Origin of the sequence: Actinomyces bouchesdurhonensis (genome assembly GCF_900128465.1) — a bacterium.
Lineage (GTDB): Bacteria > Actinomycetota > Actinomycetes > Actinomycetales > Actinomycetaceae > Pauljensenia > Pauljensenia bouchesdurhonensis.
Genome location: NZ_LT635862.1, coordinates 116154 through 135176, shown reverse-complemented (window position 1 = coordinate 135176; position 19023 = coordinate 116154). Strand labels below are relative to the sequence as shown.

The 19023-nt window shown below is 62.5% G+C and carries 12 protein-coding genes and 2 pseudogenes; 9 read left to right on the top strand and 5 right to left on the bottom strand.

Annotated features, from left to right (window positions below; genetic code table 11):
• Positions 1-80: 80 nt before the first annotated feature.
• Together BQ7477_RS00635 and BQ7477_RS00630 are read left to right on the top strand one after the other, a co-directional pair.
• Entirely contained in the window at positions 81-2471 is a 2391-nt protein-coding gene (locus tag BQ7477_RS00635; protein ID WP_073982422.1) for a hypothetical protein, read from the top strand.
• An 11-nt stretch (positions 2472-2482) separates the two neighbouring features.
• Complete coding sequence (locus BQ7477_RS00630) at positions 2483-3208, top strand: toll/interleukin-1 receptor domain-containing protein (protein WP_073982421.1); 726 nt, start codon at positions 2483-2485, stop codon at positions 3206-3208.
• A 10-nt stretch (positions 3209-3218) separates the two neighbouring features.
• Here the strand turns inward: BQ7477_RS00630 and pgi are convergent, their stop codons facing one another.
• The 4 genes from pgi to BQ7477_RS00610 all read right to left on the bottom strand — a co-directional run bounded on the left by pgi (position 3219) and on the right by BQ7477_RS00610 (position 9271).
• A complete protein-coding gene (gene pgi, locus BQ7477_RS00625) occupies positions 3219-4898 on the bottom strand; it encodes a glucose-6-phosphate isomerase (RefSeq protein WP_073982420.1) in 1680 nt (559 codons plus the stop codon).
• Between the two features lie 154 nt (positions 4899-5052).
• Positions 5053-7308 carry a 6-phosphofructokinase gene (locus BQ7477_RS00620; protein ID WP_073982419.1) on the bottom strand — a complete coding sequence of 752 codons (2256 nt, stop codon included), beginning with the start codon at positions 7306-7308 and terminating at the stop codon, positions 5053-5055.
• A 172-nt stretch (positions 7309-7480) separates the two neighbouring features.
• Positions 7481-8812, bottom strand: a complete 1332-nt coding sequence (locus tag BQ7477_RS00615; RefSeq protein WP_073982418.1) for a dicarboxylate/amino acid:cation symporter — start codon at positions 8810-8812, stop codon at positions 7481-7483.
• A gap of 168 nt (positions 8813-8980) precedes the next feature.
• Entirely contained in the window at positions 8981-9271 is a 291-nt protein-coding gene (locus BQ7477_RS00610) for a DUF3017 domain-containing protein (protein WP_073982417.1), read from the bottom strand.
• 334 nt (positions 9272-9605) lie between these two features.
• Here BQ7477_RS00610 and BQ7477_RS12655 point away from each other — a divergent pair.
• From BQ7477_RS12655 to BQ7477_RS00585, 5 genes and pseudogenes are all read left to right on the top strand, one after another.
• Positions 9606-9743: pseudogene (locus BQ7477_RS12655) on the top strand (phosphate acyltransferase); the annotation flags it as partial.
• A gap of 98 nt (positions 9744-9841) precedes the next feature.
• The gene (locus BQ7477_RS00600) at positions 9842-11041 is read left to right on the top strand and encodes an acetate/propionate family kinase (protein WP_073982416.1); all 1200 of its coding nucleotides are present in this window, start codon (positions 9842-9844) and stop codon (positions 11039-11041) included.
• Positions 11042-11440: 399 nt separating this feature from the next.
• Positions 11441-12553: an IS1249 family transposase gene (locus BQ7477_RS00595; RefSeq protein WP_084795590.1), complete on the top strand. Its 1113-nt coding sequence runs from the start codon at positions 11441-11443 to the stop codon at positions 12551-12553.
• Positions 12435-13532 carry a DUF3800 domain-containing protein gene (locus BQ7477_RS00590; protein ID WP_234968598.1) on the top strand — a complete coding sequence of 366 codons (1098 nt, stop codon included), beginning with the start codon at positions 12435-12437 and terminating at the stop codon, positions 13530-13532. The genes BQ7477_RS00595 and BQ7477_RS00590 overlap by 119 nt, the downstream gene beginning before the upstream one ends.
• Positions 13533-13699: 167 nt before the next feature.
• A complete protein-coding gene (locus tag BQ7477_RS00585; protein ID WP_073982414.1) occupies positions 13700-14455 on the top strand; it encodes an NAD-dependent protein deacylase in 756 nt (251 codons plus the stop codon).
• Between the two features lie 285 nt (positions 14456-14740).
• Here the strand turns inward: BQ7477_RS00585 and BQ7477_RS00580 are convergent.
• Positions 14741-15748, bottom strand: a pseudogene (locus tag BQ7477_RS00580) (SPFH domain-containing protein); the annotation flags it as partial.
• A 104-nt stretch (positions 15749-15852) separates the two neighbouring features.
• On the opposite strand from BQ7477_RS00580, the gene BQ7477_RS00575 reads away from it, so the two are divergent.
• Positions 15853-16608 (top strand): NUDIX hydrolase, encoded by a 756-nt coding sequence (locus BQ7477_RS00575; protein WP_073982413.1) that lies wholly within the window; start codon positions 15853-15855, stop codon positions 16606-16608.
• Between the two features lie 21 nt (positions 16609-16629).
• Positions 16630-18711, top strand: a complete 2082-nt coding sequence (locus BQ7477_RS00570) for an NAD(+) synthase (RefSeq protein WP_073982412.1) — start codon at positions 16630-16632, stop codon at positions 18709-18711.
• Positions 18712-19023 lie beyond the last annotated feature (312 nt).

Below are 19023 nucleotides of genomic sequence, written 5' to 3'. Positions count from 1 at the left end.
TGACAGGACAAGATATAGCCCCTGAATGACGGCCTACAGCAGCTTGTCAACCGAACATTGCACACCTAGACTGAGACAGTATGACAGACAACACACAGGCCGCTGATTCAGCGCAAGAACTCGCAGCCCCCTCCCCAACAGTTCTCGACATTTACGTCGTCTGGCATCCTTGCGACCGTGCCGGTCAGGAGGTATTCAACGAGCTGGTCACGCACTACCACTCTGAGCGCTTCTCTGGTCTAGCCGGCAGCGCAATAGAGGTTTTCTCTCGATCCTTACCCCTAACCCCCGAGACCGAGGCACCCTGTCCCATTGCGACGCGCGACGGACAAGTCGGTCATGGGATCGACAACACAGACATTTCTGACCGGCGCACGCCAGCCAACACCGCCTCTCCATTCACGGTCATCATTCCAGTCATCGGGCGCCATTTGATCAGCGCGGCACACGACAACGACAGCAAGTGGGCTTCGTACCTGAGGAGTCTGTGCAAGGTTCGCGACGACGCATTAGCCTCTCACTCACCCCATCTGCTCGTAGTGCCCATCATCGGCGCGAAGGGCCTCAATACATCCGGCGGAGTCATCAGCTCCCTCACGAATCGGCAGGGCATGGTCCTTCACGACAATGCATACGCTCCCGGAGCACTGACTCGCGATGTCGGGCAAGCCATCGTCCAACGCCTTCTGTGGAAGCAGACGGGAATGCTGTCCTCATCAGAAAGCCCTCGCCTCCGAGTATTCATCTCGCATGCCCGTGGGGACATCCCCGCCAATGACCTCACGGGCCACACCCCACAGGGAGTCATCGCCAAGGTGAAGGCCATCGCACAACAGACTCGGCTGGCTACTTTTTTCGACGTACACGACATCCAAGCGGACAGTGAGTGGAACTCCTCAATTCGTGAACGAGCCCGCACGAGTGCGCTCCTCATGGTGCGCACGGATAGCTACTCAAGCCGCGAGTGGACCCAACGGGAAGTATTCGAGGCAAAACAAGCTGGCATGCCCATCGTCTGCCTCTCAGCACTCAACGCTGGAGAGCCACGCGGGTCCTTCCTGCTCGATCACGTCCCGACAATCGCGTGTCCACAGATCCCCGAGGGATGGGCACCACCAGAAGGAACACAGGCGGAGGACCCCGTAGACGAAGCCATCGTCGCTGCTCTGAACCGCCTCGTCGATGAAGCTCTCAAATTCGCATTGTGGCGTTGCCAGGAAATTCCCGCACACACTAACCTCGCGAAGGCGAATACAACACAGTCAACATCCAAGAATCACCCAGGCTTCGATTGTGCGCCGCCTACAGCGCCCGAACCTACCGTGCTACTGAAGTTTATCCAGGAACACAGGCAGACATACGGCAATGACAAACACCTGTGGCTGATCCACCCCGACCCGCCACTCCTCCCCGCCGAACAAGACTTCTTAGTCGACCTGTGTGTCCAAGCGGGTTACGAGAAAGGACAGGTGTACCTGATGACCCCGAGATCCTTCTTCGCCGCGGGCGGAGTGCTTGGCGCAGACGAACCCACGTTGACGACTCCGCTTCTCTCGCAGGATCGTCCGGTTACCGGAAAAACCCTCGGGATCTCGATGGCACTAGCCGACGATCTGGCGTCTATTGGTCTGAGTCCGACACACCTTGAATGCGCTGTTGCGGAAGTTTCACAAATGATGCTGATCGGCGGGGGCAGCCTCCTGTACGCAGGCGCTCCCGGCACGCACGTTCCTGATCTGACCACGGCGATCATGGACACGGTGTCCAGCTACACCGCATCAGTCGAAGCCTATACACACCTATCGGGCGACCCCGAACAGCACGACATACACCCCGGGGACATGTTCAGTTTGGCGGTCCCTTATGTCGTCCTGAACACCTCTGAATCAATCAAACGACTCAACGAAGCCGCTAACCACTTCTCCGGGTACGCGTCCATCCTCGTTCTCGATGAAAACGGCCAAAAAATCGAGGACTTTGACGACCTTCAGCCGTGGCAAGGCGACTCGAACGAGACTGCCCGCGCTCTACACCACATTAGGCAGGCTCTCCCCCAGTACTGCGACGCGCGCCTGCTGATCGGAGGAAAGACACGGCGGCAGTCAACGGACATTCCAAACGGATACATCGGCGACTTCCCCGGAATCGTCGAAGAGGCGTTGTATACGCTCCGGAAAGGTCAGCCGCTGTTCATCGCGGGTGGATTCGGCGGAGCCGCTGCGTTGTTAGCACGCGAGCTTGGTCTCGGACGGGATCTTCCTGTCCCAGATGAAGCGCTGGCAGAGATCAACCAGTGTGTTGCCTATCGGGATGCAATCGATGAAATCAAGCGGCTATTTGATCCCACGCGCACCGGCCTGAATGGCGACGACCTCCGATGCCTCGCGACAACACAGCGCGCCTCCGAGCTCGGTGCCTTGGCTGCAAAGGGCCTCGCTTCGTTGCCAGTTCAGCACTCAACCGACAGCTAACAGGAGAACACATGCAAGTATTTCTGAGCTATCGCGAGGATGAAAAAGGCAAAGAATACGCATCAGCGCTCCGCGAGGAGCTTGCGATCCTGGGGATCAACGCGATCATGGCCAGCCGTTCAATTCGTCCAGGCGCGGTTTGGGCGCAGACGATCCTCGAGCATCTTGAGGCGAGTTCCGCTCTTCTCTGTATCGCCTCACGGGGATACACAGAGAGCCCATGGTGTCAACAGGAAATCGGCTGGGCGATAGGACACGGCATACCGGTCCTCTGGATGTGCTACGACAGTAAGGAGCACTCCGTGGGTTTTCTGATGGACAAGCAGGAGCTCGACGTCCCCGATCCTTCGAGCCAAGCGGAAACCGCTAGGGAGATAGGCACCTGGCTTGCCGCACAGGAGAAGACACGCGAAGAGGCGAGAGCCACGTTCATCCGCGCTCTCGCCGATTCTAGTACCTACCGACAGACGCGGGATATAGTTTACGCCCTTGCCACGCTCGACTCACTCACCGACGACGAGTGGCAACAGATCGACGAGGCTGCAGCAACAAACCGCCAGGTGCGCGAGGCTCACTTCTACTCCGATCGGAACAACGGAATGTCCGGTATACCCGTGACGGATTGGCTACGTCGCCAATTGAATAAGTCTGCGAACAACACATGGCCTAGGCGACTCCCCGTCTCAATACTGAAGACACGCGGTGGGGGCCGCGCCCCTCGGCGCGACCCCCGGTGATCAGAAGCGATTACTTCGTGCGATTCGCGCGGTAGTACTCGATGAGAGCGCGGGTCGACTGATCCTGCGCGTCCAGAGCCTCGGACGAACCCTCGATGGCGGGGAGGATCTGCTTGGCCAGGACCTTGCCCAGCTCAACACCCCACTGGTCGAAGGAATCAATGCCCCACACGGCACCCTCGACGAAGGTGATGTGCTCGTACAGGGCGATCAGCTGGCCCAGGACCGACGGGGTCAAGGCAGGGGCCATAATCGACGTCGTAGGACGGTTGCCGGTGAACACGCGGGCGGAGACGATGGCCTCGGGCGTGCCCTCGGCGCGCACCTCCTCGCTGGTCTTACCGAAGGCCAGGGCCTTGGTCTGGGCGAAGAAGTTCGACAGGAACAGCTCGTGCATGTCGGCGTCGCCGTCGCCCAGCGCCCACGTCGGGTTCGCAAACGCGATGAAGTCGGCGGGGACCATGCGGGTGCCCTGGTGGATCAGCTGGTAGAAGGCGTGCTGGCCGTTGGTGCCCGGCTCACCCCAGAAGACCTCGCCGGTCTCATAGGTGACGGGGCTGCCGTCGCGGCGCACGGACTTGCCGTTGGACTCCATGGTCAGCTGCTGCAGGTACGCGGGGAAGCGATGCAGGTACTGAGAGTAGGGCAGGACAGCGTGCGTGTCGGCGCCCAGGAAGTTCGAGTACCACACGTTGAGAAGGCCCATGAGCAGGGGCACGTTCTTCTCGGGCTCCGTCTCGACGAAATGGCGGTCCATCGCGTGGAAGCCTGCGAGGAAGTCAGCGAAGCCCTCGGGGCCAATCGCGACGGCCAGGGAGGTACCCACGGCGGAATCCACGGAGTAGCGGCCACCCACCCAGCTCCAGAAGCCGAAGGCGTTACCCGGGTCGATGCCAAAGTCAGCGACCTTATCCAGGGCTGTGGACACGGCGACGAAGTGCTTAGCGATCGCCTCCTTCTCCGAGGCCTCGTCAGTGACGATGCCGCGCTCACGCAGACCATCGAGCAGCCACGCGCGCACAACCTTCGCATTCGTGATGGTCTCGAGCGTCGTGAACGTCTTGGACGCCACGATCACGAGGGTCGTCTCGGGGTCCAGGTCCTTCGTGGTCTCGCCCGCGTCGGTGGGATCAATGTTAGAGATAAAGCGGCACTCCAAGCCCTCCTGCACGTAGGACTTGAGGGCCTCGTACGCCATGACGGGACCCAGGTCGGAGCCGCCGATGCCGACGTTGACGACCGTCTTAACGGGCTTACCGGTGATGCCCACCCACTCGCCAGAACGGACGCGGCGAGCGAAAGCGTAAATCTTGTCCAGCACAGCATGCACGTCGGCGACCGCGTCCTTGCCGTCGACCGTCAGGGAGTCGGTCACGGGGCGGCGCAGCGCGGTATGCAGGACAGCGCGGTCCTCAGTGACGTTAATGTGCTCGCCCGCAAACATGCGGTCGCGCAGATCCAGGACCCCCGTCTGCTCGGCGAGCGCAAGGAGGTGACCCACCAGGGTCGGGCACACGAGGTTCTTCGACAGGTCGACATGCAGGTCGGCGGCCTGGAACGTGAAGGTCTTCGTACGCTCCGGATCATCCGCGAACATCTTGCGTAGATCCGGTTCAAAATTGTCGGCCAGCTGGTCGAGCTTGTCCCACGCGGGGGTCATCGTCGGGTCGATCACGGGGATATCACTCATGGGTGCTCCTGACAGTAGAAAGAGATGTAACACCAGTCTAGCGGGCCAAACGCGCCAGGTCACACTGGTCGCCCCAACAACAAACGAGGCCGTGGTCCCATGAACGCTCAGGGAACCACGGCCTCGTAATCACTGGGAAACCAGCGCCGACCTGTTACTCGACGAGGTCGTCGATGGGGATGGGGGCCGCCTCAATACCCGGGTTCTGCAGGGAGACAATACGCTGGACGGGGACGAGATCAAGCCACCACTGATGGAAGGGGCGGCGATTATCAATGTCCAGGTCGTCAAACATGTGCTTGACAGGGCGAGCCTCAACGGCGGAGCCTACCTGCCCAATGTAATAGGCGCGCGGATCCCCGCACTCAAACTGGGCCACGAGCTGATCAAACGCGCGGGCCATCAGGCGCGTGGCAAGCAGACGGTCGTAAGGCGACGGCGATCCACCCTGCTGCATGTGGCCGAGGGCCTGGTGACGCACGTCGTAGATACCCTCGGACTCGGCGTTGAACACATCGGCCAAGAAATCGCGATCATAATACTGGGATGCCGACTCGTTGACCAGCGTCAGGAACAGACGTCGACCCGACTTGAAGGAACTCACCATACGCTCTGCATCAGCGGCGATCTGCTGGAGGGAAGGGGACTCCTCGTTGATGTACATGTACTCGGCACCGCTGGCAAGGGCGCTCATGAACGTCAGGTAACCGCAGCGCCGCCCCATCGTCTCAGCGATGAAACAACGCTTGGACGCGGCTGCGCTCTCCTTGATGCGGTCGATCGCCCACGTAGCGTTGTTGATCGCCGTGTCGGTACCGATCGCGAGCTCGCATCCCGGCAGGTTGTTATCAATCGACGCGGGAATGAGCAGCATCGGGATACGGAACGCCGGGTAGCGGTCTTTCTCCGCCTGGATCGCATACACGCCCAAGTAGGCGTTCATGCCCCCGATAACGAAGAGCGCATCGATCTCATTACGTTCAATCGCCCGGCCCAGTGCGTAGAACTGCTCGACCGGCGGAACATCACGTTTCGTACCCAGCTCGGCACCGCCCTTGAACGCCCAACCTTCGACGTCCGACCAACTCAGTTCGCGCACGCGATCATCGGCCAGGCCGCTCCACGAGCCATCGACGCCCAGCATCGTCCAGCCCCGCGCAATACCCAGACGCACGGCAACACGAGCAGCCGTGTTCATGCCGGGGGCCAAACCGCCCGCATGCAGAATTGCGACACGCTTGACGTCACCCGTTGGTTCAGGGATCAACTGGGGAGGCGTTGAGAGCAGGTGGTAGATACCAACCATCGAAGAGAAAGACGAGCCGCGCGATGCCTGGGCGGCTTCGTAGTCGCCGGCGGCAATGTAGTCCTTGACAGCTCGAGTGTCGCGTACAGCCTTCATGAGGGGGACGCGAGTGATGCGGTTGCGACGAACGCCCAGGATCATGGGTTCGTCCTCGCCTGTGGACGCCAGGATCTCCTGGACCGCCGCATAACCCAACAGGGTCGACATCCAACGGTCGTAGGCAGACGGCGTCCCGCCGCGCTGCACGTGGCCCAGGATCGTCACGCGGGCATCCTCACCCGTGCGCTCCTGGATCGTGTCAGCGATCAGCTGAGTCGACAGCTCGTTGCCCTCGCGATCGTGTGCGCCTTCCGCAACCAGGACGATGGACTCACGACGTCCGGCCGCACGCCCCAGGCGCAGGTGCTCGGCCAGATCATCCTGCCACCCCTGCCCCACCGGATCCTCGGGGGTAAAGACATAGTCCGCGCCACCTGCGACGGCCGCCATGAGAGGCAGGTAGCCGCAATGACGTCCCATGACCTCGACGACGAAGGTGCGTTGGTGAGAAGCAGCGGTACTGGTCAGCTGATCGATCGCATCCAGGATGCGGTGCAGGGCGGTATCCGCGCCGATCGTCATATCCGTGCCCACCATGTCGTTATCAATCGAACCAACCAGGCCGACAATGATCAGGGACGGGTGGGCATCAGCGAACTCCTGCGTGATAGCGCCCTCCGCAACGAGTTCGGCCAGGTGCTGGGACCATTCGCGGCGGAACTCGTTCGTACCCGACAAAGAGCCGTCACCTCCGATGACAACCAGGTGGTCGATGCCGCGCTCCAGCAGGTTCGCGGCTGCGCGGTGACGCCCCTCGTACGTGCGGAATTCGGCGCAGCGAGCCGTGCCGATGACCGTGCCACCTTCTGCAAGGATCGAGGACACGTCCGACCACTCCAGCTTCTTGATGGAATCGCCCCCGTCGCACGCCCCCTGCCAGCCCTCAAGGATCGCATAGGGCTGCGCCCCCCTCGCCAGGGCCGTGCGCACCACTGCGCGGACGGTCGCGTTCATGCCCTGGGCATCGCCGCCCGAGGTCAGGACACCGATACGAACTGTGCTCATATTTCTGCCAGCTTTCATTGATGGAGGGGCCGGAAAGCCCGGTGTGCCTATCGTCCCCCATTCTACGTGACCTGGGCCTCCAACCACTAGGGCCTAACTCCCATTGCTCGACAAACGAGACGTGCGCGCCCGCCGAGAGCGGCGGACGCGCACGAAACCGACGAACGAAACCTTACGCTGTCGCTTCCGTGCCGTTACGGGCAGCGGAATCAGCGAGTTCCTCGGGGCTCACGACACCCTCAACCGAGACACGATCCAGGTACGCCATGCCATCAAAGGCCAGCTCTCGGGCGTTTTCCGGGTCTCCTTCATTGCCGATCGACCCGTGTGCCATACGGTCCACGACGAGCGCGATCGCACCGTCGCCCGTCACGTTCGTGGCCGTACCGAAGGAATCCAGCGCGATGTAGGTGGCGATCATGAGAGCAACCTGAGCATCGTCGAAGCCCAGCATGGAGCTGAGCAGGCCCGTGGCCGCCATGATGGCGCCGCCGGGGACGCCGGGGGCTGCGACCATCGTGATACCGAGCATGAAGATGAAGCCGACCCATTGCAGGGTGGAGATGGACAGGCCCTGGGTCAAAACAATCGCGAAGGCGAACGAGAAAATCTTGGACGTCGAGCCGGCCAGGTGGATCGTCGCACACAGCGGGATGGTGAAGGAAGCAACCGCGTCAGAGACACCGTTCTTCTTGGTCTGGCGCAGCGTCACCGGAATGGTCGCAGCCGAGGACGAGGTGCCCAGCGCCGTCAGGTAGGCGGGCATCATGGTCAGCAGAGCCTTGATGGGGTTGCGGCGAGCAATCGCGCCCGCGAAGCAGAACTGGGTGGCCAGGATGACGACCTCAAGGACCAGGACGACGACCACGACGCGCAGCAGCGTACGAATAACGGAGGCGGCCTCGCCCGTGTACGTCAGGTTCAGGAAAATACCGAAAATATGCAGGGGCAGCAGCGGGATGATGATCGTCTCAATGAGGCGCGTAATGATCGCGCGGAACTCGATGAACCCCTTACGCAGCACGCCGCGCGGAACCATCGACAGGCCCAGGCCAACCACGAAGGAGAGCAGCAGCGCCGTCATGACCTGCAGGGGAGCGGGCATCTCGATCGTGAAGTATGACTCGAGCGCGCTGCCGGGTTCACTCACCGATGCCAGCTGGGTGGAGGCGAGGAGCCGCGGGAACAGGGAGGCGCACACCAGGAACGTCAGGAAGCCTGAGAAGAGCGTCGACCCGTAGGCGATGGCCGTTGTAATACCCAGCCACTTTCCGGCGCCGCGCCCGAGATCAGCGATCGCGGGAGTCACCAGGCCGACAATGATGAGCGGAATAGAAAAGGACAGGAACTGGCTGAAGATAGCCGAGAACGTCGCGAAGATACGACCGATCTCCACGGGGACCAGGTGGTCTCCGCCGATTCGGATCGATCCGAGGGCAGTCGCTAGGATGATCGCAGCGATCACCCACACGAGGATTCCGGACTTACGCAGGAACGCGCGCATGTGTTTCACCTTGACAATAGGGACGATGGGTCACTCATAGAATGCATGACCTTTACGAATTCTTGAATCCGAAACCACCATTCGGGACATCCACCACTATCAACACGACGGACACGTACCGCACTGTGAGACCATTTTCCCCTTGGAACCTAAACGATTCTTCAAGGTTCAGTGCACTGCCATAGTCGATACGAAGGGAGCTAGATACCAGATAATCGCGGCGAGAATCACGTAGACGACCGCGTCCGCAACGCGGCCTCGAGACGCGAACCAGGGACGTCCGGGCGTCCACATGCGCACAACTCCCATGCCGACGAGGACCGCGACCAACAGCATGACCGCCCGATGCCTGTGATCCGTCACAGCCAGAGCGATGACGCCGAGGACTCCCCCCGCGCTCAGGGTGCCGCCAAGCCACGCGCCCAATCGCGCACGCAGGGTCCTCTCCTCGTCATCCACGCCTCCTACCCTAGCGTACGATCGGACACAATCAGCTAATAGTCCGTCCCCGCAGCACTTTTCCAGCGCCACCCCCCGCCCTGACGCATTGATACACAATAACAGCGAGCGGGTTTAGGATAGGACGAAAGGCTTTCGGCCACACCATATTGTTCTCGTCCCAAAGGAGTATTCGAGTGTCCCGTTTCATCGTCGTCGCACCCGGTTCGTCAGAGGCTGCAGCCCTCGCCACCGAAGAGCTGGCCCGCGTCCTTGGTCTCACCACCATTGATGCCCTCACTGGCACCAACCCAGCCGACGCCGCCCTGCGCCCCGCCGCCGCACTGCCCGCNTCCAGCGTTCCTCGGGCGCGCTCGCCGTCGGCCCGGTCCTGCAGGGCCTCAACAAGCCCGTCAACGACCTCTCACGCGGCGCCCTCGTCGAGGACATCGTCAACACCGTCGCCCTGACCGCCGTTCAAGCCCAGGGCTGAGCGGGACCCAGGTCCCAGGGGCCGGTTACTATTGACGTAAAACCGAACCCCGGCCTCGTACTTATCTTTCTGATCCCTCCAACACGAAAGGCGAACGCGTGACCTCGTCCTCCGTTCTCGTCATTAATTCCGGCTCCTCCTCCATCAAGTACCAGCTCGTCGATCCCGGCACCGGCGACGCCATCGCCAAGGGCCTGGTCGAGCGCATCGGCGACACGATGGGTCTCATCAAGCACGCGTACGGCGACGCCGTCACCGAAGAAGAACTCCCGGTCCCCGACCACACGGTCGGCATGCGCGAAGTGCTGCGCCTCTTCGACACCGAAGGACCGTCCCTAGCTGATGCGAACGTCGTCGCCGTCGGCCACCGCATCGTTCAGGGCGGCCGCTACTTCGATGGTCCGGCTCTGATCACCGACGAAGTCCGTAACCTCATCGAAGAGTTGTGTCCGCTGGCCCCCCTGCACAACCCCGCCCACCTCAAGGGCATTGACGTTGCGCGCGAACTCATGCCCGACGTCCCCCACGTCGCCGTCTTCGATACCGCGTTCTTCCAGCAACTGCCCGACCGCTCGGCTCTGTACGCACTGGAGACCGAGACCGCCGAGAAGTACTCGGTGCGCCGCTACGGCGCACACGGCACCTCCCACCAGTTCGTCTCCCAAGAGATCGCGAAGCTGGAGGGTCGCGACGACCTGAAGCAGATCGTCCTGCACCTGGGTAACGGCGCGTCCGTGTCGGCCGTCAAGAACGGCAAGCCGATCGACACGTCCATGGGCCTGACCCCCCTCGAGGGTCTCATGATGGGCACCCGCACCGGCGACATCGATCCCGCCGTCGTGTTCCACCTGGAGCGCGTCGCCGGCATGAGCGTCGACGAGGTTGACACCCTGTTCAACAAGAAGTCCGGCATGAAGGGCATGACGGGCGAGTCCGACATGCGTTCCGTGTGGGACATGATCCACAACGATGACGAGCCTGAGGCTCAGCAGCGCGCCCGTACCGCGATGGACGTCTACATTAACCGCCTGCTGAAGTACGTGGGTTCGTACACCGCGGAGCTGGGCGGCCTGGACGTCATCACCTTCACCGCTGGCATCGGCGAAAACGACGCAGCCGTGCGTCGCGAGCTGGCCGAGGCTCTCGCTCCCTTCGGCGTGAAGATCGACGTGGAGGCGAACAATGTTCGCTCCGGCGAGCCGCGCGTCATTTCCGCCCCCGACTCGACCGTGAAGATGTTTGTCTTCCCGACCAACGAGGAGCTGGCGATCGCCCGCCAGGCGCTGACCTTCGCCTGATCGGTTTATTTCGCACGAGGCCGGGGTTCCCGCGTGGGGCCCCGGCCTCGAGCGTATCTGTCGCGCGTATTGACTTCACCCCCACACACCGACTACGATCGAGAGTGGTAACGGCGAGCAAGCCCTCGCAGAGTGCCAATCCGCGGGCCCACGAGCGCACACGTTGCGCCGTGGGTCTTTGCGTCTCTCAGTGAGGAGGAGCATGCTCATCGCTGGGTTATAGGACACTACGTGTTGCTGGAAGGGTGACTTTTTGGCTTTCTGGTGCGGGAAAGTCGGTGTTTTAGTTGGTTGGGACCAACTATGAGGATGGACAGATCGTGTTGCTGGAAGGGTGACTTTTCGGCTTTGTTGCGCGGGAAAGTTACTTTTTTAGTTGGTCGTGTTTGCCTCGTTCCTGTGAATACTGCATCATGCCCTGTGTGTGGCTGTCCCATGATCCGTCACGGTAGGACTTCGTCAGGTCGTCAGCGCTGGCGGTGTAAAACCTGCCAAATCACGACGCTGAACGAAATCGACTCCACGGCCAAGCATCTTGATGAGTTCTTGGCCTGGCTCCTTGGCAGGTGTCGTCAGGTGGATTTGCCTGGTGGGGGACGTTCGTTTCGTCGGCGTTGTGAGCCGTTGTGGCAGTTATGGCCTTTCAGCCCGATCATCGATGAGGTTCATGAGGTCATCTTCGTTGACGGCATCCACCTGGGCCCAGGCGTCGTGGTGCTCATCGCCCAAACACCCGATTGCGTGCTGGGCTGGTACGCGGCCAGGAGTGAGAATTCCCGGGCCTGGAGCGCGCTTATGAGCCGGATCGCGCCCCCAGCCCTGGTCGTCACCGACGGGGGCAGCGGGTTCGCGCGGGCGTGCAAGAACATCTGGCCGACCACGCGCGTTCAACGCTGTACCTTCCACGCGTATTGCCGTATCCGCCAAGCCACCACAACGCGCCCCAAACTGGAAGCCTCGCGTAGCTTGTACGCTCTGGGGCGCCAGCTCACGCACGTGCACGACATCGAAGGCGCCCAGGAATGGATAGGCGCCTACCAGGGGTGGTGCACGCGCTGGAAGGGCTTCCTGGAGGAGACAACACGCAGACCTGAGGGGGGATGGGAATACACCCACGAACGTCTCGTTCGGGCTCGTAACAGCCTCAACAAGCTCATCTCCCAGGGGCTCTTGTTCACCTACCTGGACCCCACCTGGACCCACCCGATGCCCGCGATGACCAACCAGATCGAAAGCACGAACGCCCAATTACGCCAGATGCTGCGCGACCACCGCGGCATGCGCCTGACCCGACGCATGAAAGCCGTGTTTTGGTGGTGCTACACCCACTCTCCACACCCGCAACCAGCAGCGAGGATCCTGGCGACCATGCCCACCGACGAAGCCCTCGAAAATGCCTGGTACCAAGCCTGTCAAACCCACCAAGCCACCGGCATCATCCCCGGCTGGGGCGACGCAATCTGCTTCAACGAACTCCACCACACCACCCCCTACCACAACACCTGGGACTAACCCCAGCAACACGAAATGTCCTATAACCCTCATCGCTTACATCGACGAAGTTGGCGAAGCTGGCGCTTTCATTTCAAAGGATCACAAGAGGTTTAAAATATCCCCTGCATTCGGCTATGCCGGCTTTGTTGTTCCTGAACAGCATGTCCATGCTTTATCTCGAGATGTCGCGATAACCAAGCAGAAGTTCTACTCACTTCTCTGCGGCGACGGCGAGGAGGATCCCAGAAACTACGCTCCTACATGGGAGCGTAAAGGGTCTGACCTCCTGAGCAAGCACGCAATGGGGCGTGCAGGACGACAGGAAGTAGTTGAGCTGCGCTCGCTTCTCGCTCGAATATCGAGTAATTACGGCGGAAAGCTCTTCTACTTCGTACGCGAAAAACCCATCGGCTCCCCAGGCCAGGTGTGGGGCAAGAACACCGACAACAACTGGGAAAATAAACGCGAGGAGAGGACCCTTGAATGTTTGAGCGAGGCGATCAACCGACTCTGCAGGTATGCCGAACACGAGGACCAGAACATCCTCCTCTTTCAGGACATGATCAACGAGAAGCAGCGCTTTCACCAGGTGAGACGCAGCTATGCCCACATCTACGGTCGCATCAAGGAACACCAGGAGATGCTGCGGATCCTCGAAGCACCCGCATATATCGACTCGGAGCTCTCGACGAACATCCAGTGTGCGGACTGGATCGCTGCTCTCATTGGCCGCGCCTGCGACTATCAACTGGTCCTCAACAGCTCCTACCGATGGGTAGCAGACAGTTTTTTCGCTGATCTTCGTGGAGGTTTCACGTATGAATCCACCCTCCAGTTCCATCGACGCAGCATCGACAATATCCACCACATCCGGATTCTCGATAGGGCACGCCCCCACCTCGACTCCCTGACCGGCATGTCTCCCGAGAATCTCTCCCTCCTCCAGCTCGTACATGCACGCGCAAGTGCGCCCACCACAGGCAAACCGGCAACGTGAGGCCCGACAGCTCATTCGCCGCGTGCGGGCTTGCTCCAGGAGCTGGCGATCGCCCGCCAGGCGCTGACCTTCGCCTGATCGGTTTGTTTCGCACGAGGCCGGGGTTCCCGCGTGGGGCCCTGGCCTCGGGCGTATCCTGGGATGGTAGCGCGAGCGAGGAGGCCCTCATGAACAGCGACGTTTCGACCCTGGCGGATTGGATCGCTCAGTCACCGTCCACCGTGTTTTTCGGCGGCGCCGGCGTCTCGACCGAGTCGGGCATCCCGGACTTTCGCGGGGCGAACGGCTTCTACTTCCAGGAGCGCGAGATTCCCCTTGAGACGGTCCTGAGCATCGACTTTTTCACCAAGCACCCCGAGGCGTACTGGGAGTGGTTCCACGAGATCTACCGTCCCGTCGAACCCAACGGCGCGCACAGGGCCCTGGCCGCCCTGGAGGTAGCCGGTCGGCTGGACGCAGTCGTCACGCAGAACATTGACGGCCTGCATCAGCGGGCGGGGTCGCGCACCGTGTGGGAGCTGCACGGCAACTGGGAGCGCCTCGTATGCACGCGCTGCGGGACCGTCGCGGCGCTGGGTGATGCTGTCACGCTTGATGGGGATCCCGTGCCCGCGTGTCCGTCGTGCGGAGGGCAGATGCGCCCAGACATCGTCATGTACGGCGAGTCCCTGGACGAGGGCGTCATCGAGGCCGCCGTGTCAGCCATCGCGCGGGCGTCCACGCTGATCGTGGCCGGCACGTCCCTCGTGGTCTACCCGGCGGCGGGCCTCATCAACTACTTCTCGGGGGACCACCTGGTGCTCATGAACGCCACCCCGACCTCGGCCGACGCGCACGCGGATCTGATCGTCCGCGACCCGGTGGGCGCGACCCTCGACCGCGTCATGGACCAGCTGCGTGCCCAGGGCGTCGTGCCCGCGTAGGGCGTCGTGCCCGCGTAGGGCTTGCGGCGTACGGGATTCCCTCACGGGCCCCAGCCTCAACGCGCAGGCGCCCCCTCCCCTGCGCACACGTGGATAGGTTGTGCGCATATGGATAGGTTGTGCACATCCGGATAGCTTATTTTCCTATCCACATCTTCATAACCTATCCGCATGTTCGTAACCTATCCACGTATGCACGCCTTACGCTGCCCCGCAGGATCACTCCTCCCCCAGGCCGGCCGGGTCCACGAGGGCGAGGGCGCGCGGGGCGCGCGAGACGCGCNACTTCCCAGCCTTCGCTTTGCCGGTGAAGGCCGCCACGAGATCGCTGAGCACGTCGGCGGTGATGGTGATGTTGCCGAAGGAGGGCATGTTCTTGGCCATTTCTTTGAACGCGAGGGCTCGCGCTACTTCGGGTCCGGCCTTGGCGAGCGCTTCGATGTAGGCGGCATCGGTCTCGATCCGGGCGCGTCCCGCCGTGTTCCAGTCAACCTCGAATGCCTTGGCTTTTTCGACGATGCGTCGTGCTTCTGCTTCGACGGTGATCGCGTCGGCGGCTGCCTTTTCTTCGGCCTCGCGCCTGGCGTTGTGGCCTTCCTGGTCGACTAGGTCGGCGCGTTTGCGGGCCAGGTCGAGCTTGGATTGCATCTCGTTTGCGGAGATCTGGGATTCGCGTTCGACGGCGAGGGCGCGGCGTTCGTAGAGGGCGCGGTCGGCTTCGGCTTGGAGCTGTTCGAGGAGCGGGGCGCGCAGGGAGGATTCGACTCCTTCGTCGGGGCGTAGGCTGAGCAGTCGCGCGTCGAGGATGGCGATGCCGGTGGCGCGCAGCTGGTCGTCTGCTGCGAAGGCTTGGGTAAGGACGCGACCGACCCTTTCGAGGGAGCCGGTAATCGCGTTTGTGAGCGTCATTTCTCCGATCGCCGAGGCCAGGGCGGAGTGGGCGATTCGGGTGACGGTCTCGTCGATCTGCCATAGGCCTTGGGCGTCGGTTCCCGCTTCGCGCGGGTAGAGCGCGAAGTCGTAGTGCGCGCAGGCAGATTCGGCATCCTCGATGCGGTAGGTGATGACGGCTTGGGCGTTTATGTTTTGTTGGTCGGCGGTGGCGGCTTGGATGAGGAAGCTGTGGGCGCGGTTGGCGGTTGGCATTTCCGCGAGCGCGCAGCGCCCATTTCGTAGCCAGAAGGATTGTCCGACGCCGGTTCTGATGGCGCGTCCGGCGCGGATTTGGACGACGTGGTCTCCGGCTCCGCCCTGGTAGCGGCTAAGGAATGGGTGGTGGTGAAGGGTTCCCATGATGGCTCCTTGGTTGGGTGGCGAACCACTCGTTTATGTCAAGACGACGATAATCTATCCGCACATTTAATGTCAACTCGACGCAAATAAGTTATGCTGACACCATGACTAAGCCCCTCACCATCCCGATCGCGGTCGACATCGTCGCCCTCACCGTTATCGACCACACCCTCCACACCCTCGTCGTACGTCGCGGAATCGACCCCTTCAAAAATCACCTGGCCCTGCCCGGCGGCTTCCTGCGCGAAGGCGAACAAACCGAGGAGGGAGCAGCGCGCGAGCTTGAAGAAGAAACGGGCATCACTCCCCCGGGCCACCTCGAACAGCTGTGCACCTACGGACCCGTTGGAAGAGACCCTCGAGGCCCGGTTCTCTCCGTCGCCTACCTCCTCCTCGCCCCCTCTTTCTCCCCCACTCACGCGGGCGGCGACGCTGCGGGAGTCCTCTGGCACCCCGTCGACGCCCTCCTCGCAGCCAACTCACCTCTCGCCTTCGACCACTCGCGCATCCTCGCGGACGGCGTCGAGCGCGCCCGCTCCAAGATCGAATACTCCCCCCTGGCCACCTCCTTCTGCGGGCCCGAGTTCACGATAACGCAGCTGCGCACGACCTACGAGGCCATCTGGGGGGCGGCCCTCGACCCGCGTAACTTCCACCGCAAAGCCACAAAAACCGCGTCATTCATCGAGCCGACGGGAGGCACCGTGCGCGAGGGGGCAGGGCGCCCGGCAGCACTCTACCGCCTCGCCCCGGGCGTCGACGAAACCGCCTTCGTTCTCGACCCACCCCTGCGCCGACCCGCCGCCCCAGCCCCAGCCTCGTCACCGAAGAGCGCGAGCGCGCCGAGTACGCAAGAATAAGCCCAGTACCAAAGGAGAATCATGAACTTCCATTCCCTCTACGACCAGGGCTTTGCGCGCGTCGCCGCCGTCACCCTGCCCGTGCACCCCGCGCGCCCCTTCGACAACGCGCGCGAGATCATCGACGCCGCCACAGAGCTTGACGAGCGCGGCGTCACCGTCGCCGTCTACCCGGAACTGAGCGTGTCCGGCTACGCCATCGACGACCTCTTCCTGCAGGACGTTCTGCTCGACAACGTCGAGAAGGCCCTCGCGCGCATCGTCGAGGCCAGCGCCAACCTGCTCCCCCTCCTCATCGTCGGCGCGCCCCTGCGCAAAGACAACGCCCTGTACAACTGCGCCGTCGCCATCCACCGCGGACGCGTCCTCGCGATCGTCCCCAAGTCACACCTACCCAACTACCGCGAATTCTACGAGAAGCGCCACTTCGTCACCATGCCCCCGCGCGCCTGCGAGCGCATCGAAGTGCCGTGGGGCGGCGTCGAAGAATTCAGCGGCGGCCCCGCGTGGGTCCCCTTCGGCCAGGTCCTCATCTCCGCCGACGACGTGCCAGGCCTAACGATCGGCATCGAAGTTTGCGAAGACATGTGGGTCCCCCTCACCCCTTCGACAGAGCTGGCTCTGGCAGGCGCGACCGTCCTGGCGAACCTGTCCGCCTCCCCGATCACCGTCGGGCGCGGCGCGGACCGCGAGCTCATGGTCCGCTCGGTATCCGCTCGCTGCTCGGCTGCCTACATCTACACGGCGGCCGGCATGGGCGAATCCAGCACGGATCTCGCATGGGACGGCGAGACCATGATTTACGAGGCCGGGGAACGCCTGGCGATCGGCGAGCGCTTCCAGGAGGGCGCGCACATCACGATCGCCGACGTGGACCTGGAGCGCCTGCGCACCGAGCGCAAGCGCCAGAACTCGTTCACGGACAACGCGCAGCGCTACTTCGCGGGGGATGAGCGCTTGTCCCCGCAGGAGGTCGAGTTCACCCTCGATCCGCCGCGCACCGACCTGGGCTTGGAGCGAGCGGTGAACCGCTTCCCCTTCGTCCCCAACGACCCCACGCGCCTGGAGCAGGACTGCTACGAGGCCTACAACATTCAGGTGGCCGGTCTGGTCCAGCGCCTGCGCGCGATCGGCAACCCGAAGGTCGTCATCGGCGTCTCGGGCGGCCTGGATTCGACGCACGCGCTGGTTGTGGCCTCCCGCGCGATGGACCTGCTCGGCCGTCCACGCACGGACATCCTGTGCTACACGCTGCCCGGCTTCGCGACCTCCGAGCGCACGAAGACGAACGCGACGCTGCTGTGCCGCTATCTGGGCACGTCGTTCCAGGAGATCGACATCCGTCCGGCAGCCACGCAGATGCTGGCCGATATCGGCCACCCCTACGGAGAGGGCGAGGCCACCTACGACGTGACCTTCGAGAATGTCCAGGCGGGCCTGCGCACCGACTACCTGTTCCGCCTGGCCAATCACCTGGGCGGCATCGTGCTGGGCACGGGCGACCTGTCCGAGCTGGCGCTGGGCTGGTGCACGTACGGCGTGGGCGACCAGATGAGCCACTACGCGGTCAACACGGGCGTACCGAAGACCCTGATGCAGCACCTGATCCGCTGGGTGGTGGCCTCCAAGCAGTTTGACAACCAGGTCGGCGAGGTCCTCCTATCGATCCTCAACACGGAGATCTCCCCCGAGCTGGTTCCCGCCAAGCCGGGCGAGAAGATGCAGTCCACGCAGGACAAGATCGGCCCCTACAACCTCCAGGACTTCACGCTCTACCACGTGCTGCGCCGCGGCGCGCGCCCCTCGAAGATCGCGTTCCTGGCGGAGAAGGCCTGGTCGGACGCCTCTGTCGGCTCCTGGCCGGTCGGCTTCCCCGAGGAAGACAAGGTCGCGTACTCGCTGAAGGAGATCGTCACGTGGGAGCGCCTGTTCCTGTGGCGTTTTTTCAGCCAGCAGTTCAAGCGCAGCGCGCTGCCTAACGGCCCGAAGGTCATGGCCGGCGGCTCCCTGTCCCCGCGCGGGGATTGGCGTATGCCTTCGGACGCGTCGGGGATGGATTGGGTCGCAGAGCTCGACGAGGCCGTGAAGGGTCTGGTCGACTAACTTCACGCTCGCTCGGCTGACCGAGCTAGCTCCCGACTTCACGCACGCTCGGCTGACCGAGCTAGTTCCCGGGGCGGTGCTCATTCGAGCACCGCCCCTCGACTTACTCACAGCAGCACTCACAATTTCGCACGTAATTCCCCCGAGACGTCGCGCGAACACACGCCGAAAACGTTGAAAATACGCCGTTTTTCAACGTGCTAATAAATATTAGGTGAGCCAAATTACGTGCGAGATTTATGAAAAGCGTGAGCTTGACAACAAGCGGCCACAGCCAGCGGGAGGGAGACACGGCCAACGAGGGAGAGGCCG

What these genes read in the sequence shown, in the direction of transcription:
- BQ7477_RS00585 (WP_073982414.1), top strand. Translation starts at nt 13,700, where the DNA reads ATGAACAGCGACGTTTCGACCCTGGCGGATTGGATCGCTCAGTCACCG.
- BQ7477_RS00615 (WP_073982418.1), bottom strand. Translation starts at nt 8,812, where the DNA reads ATGCGCGCGTTCCTGCGTAAGTCCGGAATCCTCGTGTGGGTGATCGCT.
- BQ7477_RS00590 (WP_234968598.1), top strand. Translation starts at nt 12,435, where the DNA reads ATGCCTGGTACCAAGCCTGTCAAACCCACCAAGCCACCGGCATCATCC.
- BQ7477_RS00635 (WP_073982422.1), top strand. Translation starts at nt 81, where the DNA reads ATGACAGACAACACACAGGCCGCTGATTCAGCGCAAGAACTCGCAGCC.
- BQ7477_RS00630 (WP_073982421.1), top strand. Translation starts at nt 2,483, where the DNA reads ATGCAAGTATTTCTGAGCTATCGCGAGGATGAAAAAGGCAAAGAATAC.
- BQ7477_RS00620 (WP_073982419.1), bottom strand. Translation starts at nt 7,308, where the DNA reads ATGAGCACAGTTCGTATCGGTGTCCTGACCTCGGGCGGCGATGCCCAG.
- pgi (WP_073982420.1), bottom strand. Translation starts at nt 4,898, where the DNA reads ATGAGTGATATCCCCGTGATCGACCCGACGATGACCCCCGCGTGGGAC.
- BQ7477_RS00570 (WP_073982412.1), top strand. Translation starts at nt 16,630, where the DNA reads ATGAACTTCCATTCCCTCTACGACCAGGGCTTTGCGCGCGTCGCCGCC.
- BQ7477_RS00575 (WP_073982413.1), top strand. Translation starts at nt 15,853, where the DNA reads ATGACTAAGCCCCTCACCATCCCGATCGCGGTCGACATCGTCGCCCTC.